Here is a 14,221-nt window from a genome sequence, read left to right as displayed (position 1 = left end):
GATTGGGGAACACGTGGCCCTCTCTGGGGATAAGGGGCAATGGGAATTGGGAAGATTTTTCTTTGCACCTAGTCACCCAAAGGGTGACGCTCCTAACGTCGCTAACGCCAGTCGCTCATAAAGGAAACCTTTAAGACCGCGCTGGCTCACCAGTACCTACTCGCTAAACCCGAATTTTTTGGCTGCTGCTTTTTCGCCATTTTTAACCGAATCATGACAGATCATACACGTAAACGCGTTGTTGTAACTGGTGTTGGCGCGATTACACCTATAGGTAACACAGCAACAGAATATTGGAATGGATTATTGAATGGACGCAATGGCATTGCCTACATCACACTTTTTGATGCGTCTCGCCATGATTGCCGCATTGCTGGTGAGGTGAAAAACTTCGATCCACATGATTACTTGGAGCGCAAAGAGGCCAAGCGCATGGATCGATTTGCCCAATTTGGGGTTTCGGCAGCAAAACAGGCTGTATCTAACGCGCAGTTAGTGATCAATGACCTGAATGCAGAACAGGTAGGTGTCATGATCGGTTCTGGCGTTGGTGGCATTAAGGTATTAGAAGACCAGCAAACTATCTACCTCAACCGTGGCCCCGATCGCTGTAGTCCATTCATGATCCCGATGATGATTGCCAATATGGCAGCAGGATTAACGGCAATTCACACGGGTGCTAAAGGGCCAAACTCCTGTCCTGTAACTGCCTGCGCTGCTGGCTCCAACGCCATAGGAGATGCTTTTCGTCTCATTCAAGGGGGATACGCCCAGGCAATGATTTGCGGGGGAACGGAGTCAGCTGTCACACCATTGTCGATAGCTGGGTTCGCCGCTTGCAAGGCACTCTCTTTTAGCAATGATGACCCGACTAAAGCTTGCCGTCCCTTTGACCGCGATCGCAACGGATTTGTCTTGGGTGAAGGTTCAGGAATTTTAATTCTAGAAGAACTGCAACACGCCATCAGTCGCGGCGCTCACATTTATGCCGAAATGATCGGCTATGGGATGACCTGTGACGCCTACCATATCACCTCCCCCGTACCTGGTGGGCTGGGAGCAGCGAGAGCCATAGAACTAGCGCTCAAAGATGCCGCCATAACTCCCGAACAGATCAGCTATATTAATGCTCACGGCACTAGCACCCCAGCTAATGATTCAACTGAAACCTCAGCAATCAAAAAAGCCTTGGGAGAACATGCCTATAAGGTGGCAATTAGCTCCACCAAATCGATGACAGGTCATTTATTGGGCGGTTCTGGAGGTATTGAAGCAGTAGCAACAGTACTGGCGATCGCTAATGACCAAATTCCACCGACAATCAATCTGGAAAATCCCGATCCAGAGTGTGACTTAGATTACGTGCCTAACTCTAGCCGCGCTCAAAAAGTCGAGGTAGCAATATCCAATTCTTTTGGGTTTGGCGGTCATAATGTCACACTAGCCTTTAAGAAATACGTCTAAAAATTTCCCATTTTATTGCTAGTCGGCTCTCCTGAGATGACTGTGCCAAAAGTATGATAGATATCATTCCGCTATAACTTAAGCGTTCAGCATGACCCAATTATCAGCTTGATTTATCACCACAAACTCAGGAGATCCCGCTTGTCCATCGACAAGCGGGAGTGGGATGATGAGGATACTGTGGGGAATCTAAAATAACCCCAGCAAGAGAAGCTACCAAGAGTGCTAACCCGTCGTTAAAAACAAGAGATTATGACTGTTGCAACCCAATCCCCCAAAGAAGTTTCCCTCGAAGGACTTTGTATTAACTCGATCCGCTTCTTGGCTGTTGATGCCGTAGAAAAGGCAAACTCAGGACACCCAGGACTGCCGATGGGCGCGGCTCCGATGGCTTTTGTCCTCTGGGATCGCTTTTTGAAGTTTAATCCCAAGAATCCCAAATGGTTTAATCGCGATCGCTTTGTCTTGTCTGCCGGTCATGGCTCGATGTTGCAGTACGCCCTGCTCTATCTAACAGGCTACGATAGCGTCAGCATTGAAGATATTAAGCAATTCCGTCAATGGGAGTCCAAAACCCCTGGACACCCCGAAAACTTCATGACCCCAGGCGTAGAAGTCACAACTGGGCCCTTGGGTCAAGGAATTGCCAATGGAGTCGGTTTAGCGATCGCAGAGGCGCACCTTGCCGCTAAATTTAACAAACCCGATACCAAGATTGTTGACCATTACACCTACGTGATTGTGGGTGACGGTTGCAACATGGAAGGAATTTCTGGTGAAGCTTGTTCTTTCGCGGGGCACTTGGGACTAGGCAAACTGATCGCTCTGTACGACGACAACCACATTTCCATCGACGGTTCTACAGATGTGGCATTCACCGAAGATGTTTCTAAGCGCTTTGAAGCTTACGGTTGGCACGTCCAACACGTCGAGGACGGTAACACTAACCTAGAAGCGATCGCCAAAGCAATTGAAGCAGCCAAAGCAGTTACCGATAAGCCTTCTTTCATCAAGGTAACAACCATTATTGGTTACGGTTCCCCCAATAAAGCAAACACTGCTGGTGTTCACGGTGCTGCCCTTGGCAAAGACGAAATAGCATTGACTCGGAAAAATTTGGGTTGGGAATACGAGCCTTTCGTAGTCCCAGAAGAAGCCCTCAACCACACCCGCAAAGCAGTGGAACGTGGCGCAGGTTACGAAGACGAATGGAATAAGACTTTTGCAGACTACAAAGCTAAGTATGCCCAAGAAGCGGCTGACTTTGAACGCTACATAAGCAGCAAACTACCCGATGGTTGGGATAAGGTACTACCTACCTACACCCCAGAAGACAAAGGACTGCCTACTCGCAAACACTCAGAAAATTGCCTCAACAAACTAGCGGCGGTTTTACCTGAATTGATTGGTGGTTCGGCTGACTTAACCCACTCAAACCTTACCGAAGTCAAGGGCAAAGGCGACTTTCAAAAAGGGCACTACGAAAACCCCAACATCCACTTTGGTGTACGGGAACATGCTATGGGCGCAATCTGTAATGGGATAGCGCTGCACAGTTCGGGATTAATTCCCTACGGTGCTACCTTCTTGATCTTCACAGATTATATGCGTGCTGCCATCCGCTTATCCGCGCTTTCCCAAGCTGGGGCGATTTGGGTGATGACTCACGATTCCATTGGACAAGGTGAAGATGGCCCCACACACCAACCCATTGAAACTCTGGCTTCCTTGCGAGCTATTCCTAATTTATTAGTGTTTCGTCCCGCAGACGGTAACGAAACCTCTGGCGCTTATAAAATAGCGATCGAAAAGTCGAAGCAAAACGCTCCATCTTTATTGGCGTTCACCCGTCAAAACGTTCCCAACTTGGCAGGTACATCGGTTGAGGGCGTAGCGAAGGGTGGATACACCGTAGTTGATAGCGAAGGTACACCTGATATCATTTTGATTGGAACTGGTTCAGAACTGAGCCTCGCCGTCGGCGCAGCCGAAAAACTCACGGCTGAAGGTAAGAAAGCCCGTGTTGTCTCGCTACCTTCATGGGAACTGTTTGAAGCACAAGATGCGGCTTATAAAGAGTCCGTTTTGCCGAAAGCTGTCACCAAGCGTTTGTCTGTAGAAGCTGCTAGCAGTTTCGGTTGGCACAAATACGTAGGCACTGAAGGCGATTGCGTTAGTATTGATCGCTTTGGTGCTTCGGCTCCAGGCAATGTTTGTCTAGAGAAGTTTGGCTTTAGTGTTGATAATGTGTTTGCTAAGGCTAAACAATTGTTGGGTTAATAGCAACAAAATATTCTCGAAATTGTATAGGGTGGGCATCTTGTCCACCTTTTTTTTACGCAGAGGAGCGCTGAGAGTTCAGGGGATTAATTTAGAGAATTGGGCAGCAAGAACAGAACCTTGAGTTTGAGGCGATATCACCCTGGCAAAAACTGGCTTAACTGACTTAGTATATTTAAGGATGCAACAGTAAAAATTTATTCAATATACTAACCAGACTCTTAATGGAATCTTTGGAATCGCTTTTTAAACAATATCCTCCTGCACTTATACCAATTTACTTGACTGGAGAACCTAATCAACCTATCCAACTTTATCAAGGTTCCTTAAAAATTACTCAAGAAGAAACTGTATATGAAGGAAATGGTACTGTTTCCTTTGAATGGCTGCCATCTCCCGATGTTAAGTTCCTGTTTTCAACATCTAATAATGAGTCTCTTCTTCAACTTGAGCTTGGCAAAGGTAATCTAAACCTTTCAGAAATCAAAACTTCTGCTGAAGTTTGGATTTCTAGTATTCTTCCTATCTACTTTGAGCATCAAGGTGGAGATATTTCAGGTAAATTAAATAAACCTGTAATATTAAGATCGGGAGATAATCTATCACATATACTCTTTCACCTAACCAACTTTCATGAATTTCTGGGGATGGCTATATCAACATTAAGGGGAATGCGGAGAGGTAGACTTATATTAAAAGCTGAGAGTTGGTATATTTCCATTGATGAGCTGGAAAACATTGGAGATATTATGAAGTCTCTCCAATCAAAAGGAGGCTACGCCATAACTCATGTGGGAAAACTCGAACGTTCCGATAAAAAGCCTTTTACCACAGAGGACCCTGATAAGGTCTTGGAAGCTTTGCATTGGTTTCTCTCTTTTTCTAGAGGCTTCAGGACTTGTCCCATCCTATTAGTCGGTTATGACAACACCGGGGAAAAGATCTGGGAAAACTGTACTTCGGTTTATACAACATCACCCTGGCGAAGTGTGCATTCGTGGTTTGCAGATTCACAAGATTCTTGCAGTCTCAGTAAACTTTTTCCAGGTTTCTTTAATCGCTGGCGAAGTACTACTTGGAATGAGCCGATAAGGTTTGCAATCCATTGGTATTTGGAAAGTATTGCTCAAGCCGGAGCTGTACAAGGTTCCATTGTTTTGATGCAAGCTGCTTTTGAAATCCTTGCTTGGACTCTTCTAGTGGAAGAAAAAGCTATCATCAGTCAAGAAGAATTTAAAAAACTTCCAGCAGCTGAACAACTAAGACGCCTCCTTTCACAGTGTGGTGTACCGTTGAAAGTACCTGATAGCTTAACTGACTTGCTCAAAGCCTCAAAAGAAAAAGAATTAAACTGGGTTGATGGCGCACAGGCTTTAACAGAGATACGTAATGCAATCGTTCATCCTAATCCAAAAAAGCGTCAAAAATATCTTAACCGACCCTTTCCAGAACAAATAGATGCTTATAAACTTGGATTATGGTATTTAGAACTGATTCTGTTAAATCTTTTTGAGTACAAAGGCGACTACTTCAACCGTATAGCAAATAAGGAATTCTATCAGGAAAATATCGAAGCTGTTCCCTGGGTTTAAAAATAAACTGAAACGATGGCTGTAGAATTAGGAATTTGGCAAGGGCGCTATCAAAATCTAGAATTACCCTGGCTGCGCTGGTGGGATAATCAGGGTAATTTGCTACAAACAAGATGGGAGCGATCGCAGCAAGCTGAAGCACGAGTGGAACGCTTGGCTGCTAAACTAAGAGAATTAAATATTAACCCCGATGAGTTAGTTTAATTATTTTGGCAACTATCTTTAGATAGATAGGGTAAACACTATGCGGGAGATCATCAGAAATCCCTTGCTAGCAATGAAAAAATGCAACTTTCATATCTAAAATTCTTAAGAGCATCTTTGATTGATTTTGTCAATATGTAATAACCGGCATTACTGAAGAAATCAGCAAGGCCTTCTCTAGACTGAATCTATATTCATGCTTTCAGTGGATGCAGTTATGACTTTGCGAATGCGATTATATTAAATATAATATGTACTCGAACAATAAATAGTTACTGTTGTTCAGATAAAAAAATTCAGATTTTATCCAACTCTAGTAACTTTGGTTTTTAGCCAATTGTTTGATGTTTTGAAAAGGTAACACAATGAATAATATCCTCAAGCGCACACTTCTACCCAGCCTCATGGCTGCAAGTTTAGCTGGTGTCACCTTAGTTCCAGCAAAACCAGCTGCTGCTGATGATCAAGTACTAAGAGATGTAGGTATTGGGGCTGTTACCAATGTAGTAACAGGATCTGTTAGGGGACATGGTAGTGTATTAGGTAATGCTGCCAAAGGTGGTCTCACTGGTGCGGCTGTCAATGGTGCAAATGGTCTGAGAAGCCATCACCATCGTCGTAACCGGAACCTTGGTCAAGATATCGGAGTCGGTGCAGGGGCTAGCGCATTGACTGGCGCAGTTACTGGTGATGGTAGACATACCGTTGGCAATGCTATTGATGGTGCAGCTGTAGGTGGAGCAATCCATCTATTAACCAATCACAAATAATTCCTAAATTCATCAGCCGAAATACTTTCCAACCGTTAACGAACTTATCCTTCCCTAATTCCTCTGCTTCCTAAAAAGAGCAAAACCAACCTCTCTTCCCTAGTAGGGAAGAGAGGTTGGGGGGGTAGATTTATATTGAGATATGTGCCACCGTCAATAACGGATGACGTTAGACTTAATAGTAAACTCTAGCCCTTCAACGCCTTTCTAAAGTTTCGACGATAGGATTGATTTGTAATAAACAAAGCTGGCCATAGCAAAGATAAACCAATGCGATTGGTCAAAGTTGGATTAAAATTAGTCCGCCCAAACCCATTCCAAAACTTCAAAATCCCGCCTCCGTAAACCGCTATCAAGCCAATAACAATTAAAGTACCCATTCCTATCAACTCCGTTAGTAACTGACAGAATTTAAGTTAAGTTTTACCACGCTAGGTAAGCACTTCATAAGCAACACCGAGAAGGTATGACAAAACTTCCCAGTTTTTGACATCTAAGTTAGTTAAACACACATCCTCTTATTCCAGTGTAGAATAGCCTCAAGCATTACAGCTAATTGAAAGCTTATGTCTTGCACCTTTTTGCCTAAAGTCTAGAAGCCTTGAGCTAAATGCATAAAGCCGTATTTGTTACTGAAAGCTTGCTGTAATTCTAAAAAACGAGAAATTATCGTAAAAATTAAGCTGAGACAAGACTAAAACTTCATCTGAAATTTAGAGGTTTTGGCATTGATCGTTGTCAAAAACCCATATAAAGACTTTTCACTTTAAATGTTGCTACAAATGCGCAGCAGAGACATTTATTCTACTTATCATAACTTTCTGGCATACCAACTGGTGATAAACCTGCGATCGCTCGTAAGTTTTGGCAACGAATCAACTCAGTAAAATTTAAACTGGAACGCCCTTCAATTTTGGCCACCGCTTCAATCGCAGTTAACAGGTGCTGTGCTGCTTGTGCTTCTGAATAACCGCGCCGTTGTGCGATGCGAATTGCGGCTGCATCGGCATTTAACTCTGACTCTTGAGATTTATTAGTGCGCCAGATGCGAAAAGCCGCGATCGCACTTAATCCCCCAGCTACGGCTACACCCACGACATCTGACTGTGCTGCTTCCAATAATCCACCTAACAGCCCGGCCAGCACCACACCTTGATAAATGTCGGGTTTAAACCACTTTACCCCCGTCAACCAACTAACCATCTGCAACAGCTGCAAATCTCGTTGCGGCTTGGTCAAGCGACGCCACAAATCGAAATTAATATATATCGGTCGCGCCTGATTCCAGGGTTGGGGAAAGGAGGCGTCAATCACTTTTGCTTGCTCTGGCTTACTAACGATTTTTGTCGTCATCCGACCAGAAGCAGGCATCATATCTAACAAACGGCGAATTTCAACATTTGGCTCCATAAATTTAATTATTAGCCATAATGTGCATGGTAACTATTTTAGTTATCATTCGTGTTAACCTTTGATTTGTGCGATGCTCTGGCAGTCTTTCTAAATGGCTGTTCTATTAGTGAAAACCTCTGCAAATTGCGATTTGTGAGACCAGATAAAGGCATAAGAATATTGATTAAGCAGTTTGATAGGGTGGCGGGATTTTATGGTACTCGTTTGCCCCCAAGTTCAAAACCTGAAAGTTTTGGATAACCATTGATACTACATTTTTAACGATATGGACGCTTTTGCTTCCCTCCCGCCTGAATGGACGAATAAGGCAATACATGCCTATGAATTTTGCTGTCCTAACTGCCGCTCAAGTAGCCTAGAAGCTGAAAAAGTTTGGCTAAATCGGCGATCGCCTGTACTTACAGAAGACCGTCGTCGCAAATGGCAAGAGTTCTACTATTGCCACTGTGGTTCTGTGTGGTGGGCTTGGAGTAGCGATCGCCCCCCAAAAGATATATCTAATCAGCCAGATTATAATCCCACATAGGAAAGTGGATTAAATACTTATAAAACTCTACCCGCTTAGTTGAGGAACGAAATCTAACTGCATTTTTGACTCTTATCACTCACCGTGAGTAATAAACAAAAGCCCACTTAAAAGTGGGCTTTTGTTGATCTAATTCTGAGCTTTATTTCGCAGCACCAATTTTAGAAGGTGAAAGTAGTACGTAGAGTGCCTACGTATTCAGTGTCATTAGCATCGTTGTGCTCTGGATTGAAGATTACCAACAAGCCAGGGGTGACTTGAATATTATCGGAAACCTTGAACTTGTAAAGACCTTCTAAGTGATAAGATTTATCGTCATCTAAGTTAGTATTGGCAGCGACATTTTTTATGCTACCACCAGTAACTCTGGGTGGTTGACCAAAAATAACACCTAATACGTTACCTTCTCCACCAAAGTCTCTCAAAGCAAGCGATCCAGCCCAGTACCAAATATCTGCGTCTGTACCCGCATTAGCACCAGTTAAAGCATCGGCAGTTGTATAACCTCCCCAACCACTAATAGCCAACTTACTAAGTTGGAAGGTAGCTTCTACACCGTAGTTATTGGATTCGGTACGAGTGTTATTCCCAAAGGGATTGTTGGCAAAAGCACTACCTGTACTTTGGAAAAGGTTGTTGTTAACATTATTGTTAACAAGATTAGTTTGATAAGTGCGGGCGTAGGTTAGACCAATGTTAAAGGCTTTGCTAGGTTGGAAAGATAACTGACCAAATATGGCGTTATCACCATCCAACAGTCCATTATTAAGGGTAGGGTCATTAGCAGTCCTAGCTATATAAGCACCAGTCAAGCTGATGGCACCTTTAGGATTGAAGGTAACAGTCAAACCAGCGCCACCTTGACCTTGACGATATATGGGGCTAAAACGTCCATAGCGGGAAAGCGCACCTCTGCCAGAGCTAGCAAAGTCAGGGTTGAAGGTATTAACGTTTTCGTATAACTCAGCATTAGTAGCATCAACTTTGACACGCACTGCATCACTGAAGTTGAAAGCATAGTTGAGTTTATCGATTACAACAGAGTTGTTGTTGTTACCGTCAAAGGCCAAGCGGGTCATGTTAGTACCGCTCACAGCAGCATTAGAGACGGTATTGTTAGCATTCAGACGGATTTGCAACTGGTCTTTACCAGTGAAACTGCTGAACAAGTTCAAACGAACACGGTCACTAAAAGTGGTGTTAGAATCCAAGTCTTGAGCCGGAGCACCACCAGGAACTGCTCTATTGTTGCCAAAAACATCAGACGCGGCGAAAACTGCTTCTCCAACTAGCTTGGTGGTAGTAGAGAACTGATTAGCTTCCAACTCAGCAGTGCGGGCTTCTAGTCCATCGACACGACCACGCAGGGTTGCTAGTTCAGCAGAATATTCTTCTTGTAAGCGCTGTAAAGTAGCCAGGTCTTGTTTGCTGACCAAATCGGCGGTAGCTGTAGCAATCAGTTCGTTAACCCGGTCTAAACAGGCATTCAAACCTGCGGCAAATTCATAACGGGTCAAAGCACGGTTACCACGATAGGTACTGTTGGGATAACCTGCAATACAGCCGTAGCGCTCAACTAAGGATTGTAAAGCTTGGAATGCCCAATCTGTGGGCTGCACATCCGAAAATTGCGAAACTGATGTTACCTGACTCATGTTGTTAGACTCTTGAGCTTCAGATAACTGGGCAACATTTGTTAGCTGTTCGTTGACTTCGGCAGCTAAGGCACTATTGGCAGCAAAAAATGCAGCAGCTACAACAACCGGACTAACCTTAAAAAGATTCCAGAATCGTTTTGTCATGTTCTTACTCTCACTCACACCTAGATCATCCAATCATGTAAAATGCTTTAAAACACTTTACTTTCAGGAATTTTACACACAATCACAGCGATGATTATACCTTATATTCTGTGATAAAAACAAGTCATTTAATATAGTAATGAACTATAATTTTCAATTAATTTATTTGGTGACCGCAAAATAATGCGGCGTTTGTGACGTAAAACTGTTCCTTCTTCCTCCAACTGTTGTAGTAGCCGGGTAACTGTTACTCGCGTTGTATTTAACACTTCAGCAATATCTTGATGGGTAACATTTAAATCAATTAGCTTGCCCTTATCTACATCACGTCCAAATTTTTCACTTAACCACACTAAAAACTGCCATAAACGTAGCGAAATTGGTTTTCGATGCACAATGCTTAGTAGATCCTCTGCCTGTTGAATGTGAGACAACAAAGCATTAATATCTTGATGCCACAGATGAGGTGGCACAATGCTTACTTCCACGCCTGTGAGACATTCAATCTGGTAGGGCTTGACTCTAGACAAAGGATAACCAATCAGATCCCCTAATCCCCAATAACCGAGAGTGATGAATGTTCCATCTTCACTCCACGTTAAGGTACGAACTGCCCCGTGTTCAATACGCCAAAGTACGTCATTTTGAGGTGGAATTACTTCCCGACGGGTAAATATCTGCTGGGGTAATTGTCCGCTAAAAGCAGAGCTATTTAACACGTCAGAAGAGTTTGAAGTAGGACTTGTGGAATAGATCATTAACTGTAATTACATAATTATCAGGGAATCTCGCTATTTACAATGATTAAGAAACTCCAATAATTTGTATCAAAAGTTACCTGTAGACCTGAAAGTCTATTCTTCTCAATCACAGCTAGGGACTAACTAAAAATTTTCTGATGGCAACAACTTTTAGTTTAAGGTATCTATCAGTGAGATAGACCCGGAATTTTTTAGTTATTTATCTGTTACTTTAATTGTGCAAGTTTAAGAATAGGTAAGCTTTTAGTAAAATATTCAGTTAACTTATTTTTAATTATTTTGGTATTTTCTGAAAACTAAGTAAGTGAGTAGGCGCAAATAATTATCAAGATATAGAGTGGAATGGCGCTGACTAAATCGCTGGATTTAGCTCCCCGACTTCTTGAAGAAGTCGGGGAGCTGGGCAGCACGTCAATTAAGAGCGTTGACCGGTAACAATATATGCTACCCTTTGACCAATATTAGTGGCGTGATCTGCCATTCGTTCTAGACAACGAATTGCCAGTGCTAGCAGTATAATTGGCTCGACTACACCAGGCACATCCCGTTGTTGGGCTAAAGTCTGATAAACATGATCGTAGGCATCGTCTACAGTATCATCTAAGTGCTTTAAACGACGCCCCCCGGCTTCATCGAAATCTCCCAAAGCCTTCAAGCTAGTTGCTAGCATCGCCTGCGCGTGAAGGGACATAGCTTCAATCTCTGGCAAACACGTATGAGGCGCATAAGGAAAGATTTTAATCGCAATCTCAGCTAAATCCTTAGCATAATCGCCAATGCGCTCTAAGTCTCGCACCAGTTGCATAAAAGCACTCAAGCAGCGCAAATCTTGAGCCGTAGGCGCTTGCAGCGTCATAATCGCCGTACAGTCTGATTCGATTTGTCTATAAAAGCGATCAATCTTTTTATCTAATCGGGGAAGTTCCTCAGCTGCTGTTAAGTTACGAGCAAATAAGGCTTGGTGGCTGAGGCGAAATGATTGTTCTACCAAAGCACCCATGCGTAATACATCCCGTTCTAAGCGCCTAATGGCGCGTGCGAGTTGGGGTCTTTGAGGATTGGGAGTATAATCGACAGCTTTCACACTTGTTGTCTCAAACGTGAAGATATTATTAACTATAGTCTTGGCTTAAGGAGTTTGCCATAACTTCATGAAATTGAAGTTGCATCCACGCACCACCAGTTTCTGGATGGTTCATAGCTTTGATTGAACCCCCGTGGGCCAGAAGAATTTGCTCAACGATCGCTAAACCTAAACCATTGCCAACGATCGCCCCTATGGAGTTACCATCTTGGGGGGAATGGGTTCGCGCTTTATCTCCTCGATAAAATCGCTCAAAAACGTGGGGTAAATCTGCCTCAGAAAACCCGACTCCAGAATCGATAAGATTTATTTCCAGGATTGGGGAAGCCCCATCATTATCCTTGGTTGATAAGATTTTTGTTTCAACGCGAATACTTGTACAAGGAAGACTGTACTTAATGCTATTGTCTAGCAAGTTGAGAAAAACCTGGTAAATCCGGGCTTCATCTGCCTTAATCCAAAGATTTTCTGGGCCAGAATAAGCAAGAGACAGATGTTGGCGCCCTGCCAAGGGTTCTAGTGTTTCCCAAACAGATGCAATCAGCGATCGCAATTCTACAGCTTTGGCTTGCAATTGCATATTTGGGTTTGCTTCCATTTGGGTGAGGTCTAGCCAGCTTTGCACTAAATTAATCAGCCGATCAACTTCCTGCATCAAACGGTTAACCCAACGATTTAGAGGTGGTTCCAAGCGGATTTGTAAAGTTTCCACAACTAAGCGAATCGAAGTCAAGGGTGTTCTGAGTTCGTGGGCTAGATCAGAAAAAGAGCGATCGCGTATTTGATTTATATCTAATAGGGGTTGACGATTTTCTAAAAAGACTCCCACTTGTCCATTGGGTAAAGGCAAGCTAGACGCCCGCAAAGCCAGAGATTTTATTGTTGGCATCTCTGCCGCATTATCACAAGATGGATGAAATACCCATTCTCCTGTCTGTGGTTTTTGCCGGTCACGAGTTTGCTCAATTAAATGGTCAAGTTCGTAAGACCGTACCAACTCCAGTAACAAGCGCACCTGTTCTGGTTGCCACCTTTGCAGATACAAAATTTCCTGCGCCTGTCGATTACACCACAGCAGTTGATTTTCCTCATCTACCTGCAAATATCCCACTGGTGCAAAATCTAGCAGGTCTTGGTAAGTTTGCAACGACTGCTGCAAATCTTGCCGCTGCTGCTTTACCATCGCTATTTCCTGGCGCAACCCAGGAATCAGCAGCAGTCCCATCTTGTAAGAATGCGAGGTTAACGGTTGGAGTAAGCGCCCCAGGTAGCGGCTAAGTTGAACCTGTTGCCAAACCCAAAACCCAATGCCTACCGCTAAACCCAGAAAAAATCCCAATAAAAGCATTTGAGTTGTTAGTTTCTTGGTGACTACTAAAAACTAACAACTATCCAAACTAATTATCCAAACCTATAGCCAAAACCTCGTACAGTCACAATATATTCGGGATGACTGGGGTCTTGCTCTAATTTTTCGCGCAACCACCGAATGTGAACGTCTACGGTTTTACTATCACCGACGAAATCTGGTCCCCAAACTTGATCTAGCAATTGTTCCCGTGACCATACCCTACGGGCGTAACTCATAAACAGTTCCAGCAAGCGGAACTCTTTGGGGGAAAGACTCACCTCTTGACCACGAACCAGCACACGACATTCTTGGGGATTCAAGGTGACATCCTTAAATTTTAATACTGGTACTTGTGGTAAATTACTTAGACGTTGGCGGCGGAGTAAAGCGCGACAACGAGCCACTAACTCACGCATACTAAAGGGTTTGGTTAGGTAGTCATCTGCTCCCACCTCTAAGCCCAGAACGCGGTCAGTTTCACTACCCTTAGCACTGAGCATTAAAATAGGTACTGGGTTTCCTTGATGACGCAGTAAACGGCAAATATCTAGCCCATTGATTTGAGGCAGCATCAAATCAAGAATGATCAGATCAAAGGGAAGTTCCCCTGAGTTGGTTTCAAAACTTTTGAGATACTCTATAGCAGACCGCCCATCGGGGGCAGTTATCACCTGGTAACCTTCCTCTTCCAGGGCTACAGCTAGCATTTCCTGGATTAATTCTTCATCTTCTACTATTAGAATACGGCTGGTTTGTCCAATATCCGTTCTGGCAGAATATTTAGTCGATTCACTGGTATACATTGATATCACAAAAGTCTTGGACTGTGCTTGTATCAATTAGGATAATTGAATCTATTATCTAGCCTTACTGCAACCGCGCTTCTACTAGGGTTAATTCTTTGAGATTTTATTTACAAAAAGTAACATCTGCCACAGCACGCTCCTAAATCACTCTGGCTGCAAACAATAATA

At 43.5% G+C, this 14,221-nt stretch carries 12 protein-coding genes and 1 pseudogene; 6 read left to right on the top strand and 7 right to left on the bottom strand.

Annotated features, from left to right (window positions below; genetic code table 11):
- Positions 1-213: 213 nt before the first annotated feature.
- The 5 genes and pseudogenes from fabF to V7K85_RS07430 all read left to right on the top strand — a co-directional run bounded on the left by fabF (position 214) and on the right by V7K85_RS07430 (position 6,310).
- Positions 214-1,464 carry a beta-ketoacyl-ACP synthase II gene (gene fabF, locus V7K85_RS07450; protein ID WP_334812283.1) on the top strand — a complete coding sequence of 417 codons (1,251 nt, stop codon included), beginning with the start codon at positions 214-216 and terminating at the stop codon, positions 1,462-1,464.
- 252 nt (positions 1,465-1,716) lie between these two features.
- A complete protein-coding gene (gene tkt, locus V7K85_RS07445) occupies positions 1,717-3,744 on the top strand; it encodes a transketolase (protein WP_334812281.1) in 2,028 nt (675 codons plus the stop codon).
- Positions 3,745-3,968: 224 nt separating this feature from the next.
- Positions 3,969-5,336 (top strand): hypothetical protein, encoded by a 1,368-nt coding sequence (locus V7K85_RS07440; RefSeq protein ID WP_334812278.1) that lies wholly within the window; start codon positions 3,969-3,971, stop codon positions 5,334-5,336.
- Between the two features lie 15 nt (positions 5,337-5,351).
- A pseudogene (locus tag V7K85_RS07435) lies at positions 5,352-5,540 on the top strand (Uma2 family endonuclease); the annotation flags it as partial.
- A gap of 365 nt (positions 5,541-5,905) precedes the next feature.
- Complete coding sequence (locus tag V7K85_RS07430; RefSeq protein WP_334812276.1) at positions 5,906-6,310, top strand: hypothetical protein; 405 nt, start codon at positions 5,906-5,908, stop codon at positions 6,308-6,310.
- Positions 6,311-6,498: 188 nt separating this feature from the next.
- On the opposite strand, the gene V7K85_RS07425 is transcribed toward V7K85_RS07430, so the two are convergent.
- Together V7K85_RS07425 and V7K85_RS07420 are read right to left on the bottom strand one after the other, a co-directional pair.
- Entirely contained in the window at positions 6,499-6,690 is a 192-nt protein-coding gene (locus tag V7K85_RS07425) for a hypothetical protein (protein ID WP_334812274.1), read from the bottom strand.
- 424 nt (positions 6,691-7,114) lie between these two features.
- Positions 7,115-7,720: a DUF3318 domain-containing protein gene (locus tag V7K85_RS07420; RefSeq protein ID WP_334812273.1), complete on the bottom strand. Its 606-nt coding sequence runs from the start codon at positions 7,718-7,720 to the stop codon at positions 7,115-7,117.
- Between the two features lie 268 nt (positions 7,721-7,988).
- On the opposite strand from V7K85_RS07420, the gene V7K85_RS07415 reads away from it, so the two are divergent.
- Positions 7,989-8,249: a hypothetical protein gene (locus V7K85_RS07415; protein WP_334812271.1), complete on the top strand. Its 261-nt coding sequence runs from the start codon at positions 7,989-7,991 to the stop codon at positions 8,247-8,249.
- 161 nt (positions 8,250-8,410) lie between these two features.
- On the opposite strand, the gene V7K85_RS07410 is transcribed toward V7K85_RS07415, so the two are convergent.
- The 5 genes from V7K85_RS07410 to V7K85_RS07390 form a co-directional block, all read right to left on the bottom strand.
- Positions 8,411-10,051 carry an iron uptake porin gene (locus tag V7K85_RS07410; RefSeq protein ID WP_334812269.1) on the bottom strand — a complete coding sequence of 547 codons (1,641 nt, stop codon included), beginning with the start codon at positions 10,049-10,051 and terminating at the stop codon, positions 8,411-8,413.
- Between the two features lie 128 nt (positions 10,052-10,179).
- On the bottom strand, positions 10,180-10,809 hold the full coding sequence (locus V7K85_RS07405; RefSeq protein ID WP_334812267.1) for a Crp/Fnr family transcriptional regulator: 630 nt from the start codon (positions 10,807-10,809) through the stop codon (positions 10,180-10,182).
- A 418-nt stretch (positions 10,810-11,227) separates the two neighbouring features.
- Positions 11,228-11,896 carry a phosphate signaling complex protein PhoU gene (gene phoU / locus V7K85_RS07400; protein WP_334812265.1) on the bottom strand — a complete coding sequence of 223 codons (669 nt, stop codon included), beginning with the start codon at positions 11,894-11,896 and terminating at the stop codon, positions 11,228-11,230.
- Between the two features lie 28 nt (positions 11,897-11,924).
- The gene (locus V7K85_RS07395) at positions 11,925-13,244 is read right to left on the bottom strand and encodes a sensor histidine kinase (RefSeq protein WP_334812264.1); all 1,320 of its coding nucleotides are present in this window, start codon (positions 13,242-13,244) and stop codon (positions 11,925-11,927) included.
- Positions 13,245-13,297: 53 nt separating this feature from the next.
- Positions 13,298-14,050 (bottom strand): response regulator transcription factor, encoded by a 753-nt coding sequence (locus V7K85_RS07390; RefSeq protein ID WP_334812262.1) that lies wholly within the window; start codon positions 14,048-14,050, stop codon positions 13,298-13,300.
- Between the last annotated feature and the right edge of the window lie 171 nt (positions 14,051-14,221).

Origin of the sequence: Nostoc sp. (assembly GCF_036917615.1) — a bacterium.
Lineage (GTDB): Bacteria > Cyanobacteriota > Cyanobacteriia > Cyanobacteriales > Nostocaceae > Nostoc.
The sequence above is the reverse complement of the archived record's forward strand: the minus strand, read 5'-3'. Positions and strand labels throughout refer to the sequence as shown.

Coding starts and splice junctions, on each gene's coding strand:
- V7K85_RS07440 (WP_334812278.1), top strand. CDS start 3,969: ATGGAATCTTTGGAATCGCTTTTTAAACAATATCCTCCTGCACTTATA.
- tkt (WP_334812281.1), top strand. CDS start 1,717: ATGACTGTTGCAACCCAATCCCCCAAAGAAGTTTCCCTCGAAGGACTT.
- V7K85_RS07410 (WP_334812269.1), bottom strand. CDS start 10,051: ATGACAAAACGATTCTGGAATCTTTTTAAGGTTAGTCCGGTTGTTGTA.
- V7K85_RS07405 (WP_334812267.1), bottom strand. CDS start 10,809: ATGATCTATTCCACAAGTCCTACTTCAAACTCTTCTGACGTGTTAAAT.
- V7K85_RS07415 (WP_334812271.1), top strand. CDS start 7,989: ATGGACGCTTTTGCTTCCCTCCCGCCTGAATGGACGAATAAGGCAATA.
- V7K85_RS07425 (WP_334812274.1), bottom strand. CDS start 6,690: ATGGGTACTTTAATTGTTATTGGCTTGATAGCGGTTTACGGAGGCGGG.
- V7K85_RS07390 (WP_334812262.1), bottom strand. CDS start 14,050: ATGTATACCAGTGAATCGACTAAATATTCTGCCAGAACGGATATTGGA.
- V7K85_RS07430 (WP_334812276.1), top strand. CDS start 5,906: ATGAATAATATCCTCAAGCGCACACTTCTACCCAGCCTCATGGCTGCA.
- V7K85_RS07395 (WP_334812264.1), bottom strand. CDS start 13,244: ATGCTTTTATTGGGATTTTTTCTGGGTTTAGCGGTAGGCATTGGGTTT.
- fabF (WP_334812283.1), top strand. CDS start 214: ATGACAGATCATACACGTAAACGCGTTGTTGTAACTGGTGTTGGCGCG.
- V7K85_RS07420 (WP_334812273.1), bottom strand. CDS start 7,720: ATGGAGCCAAATGTTGAAATTCGCCGTTTGTTAGATATGATGCCTGCT.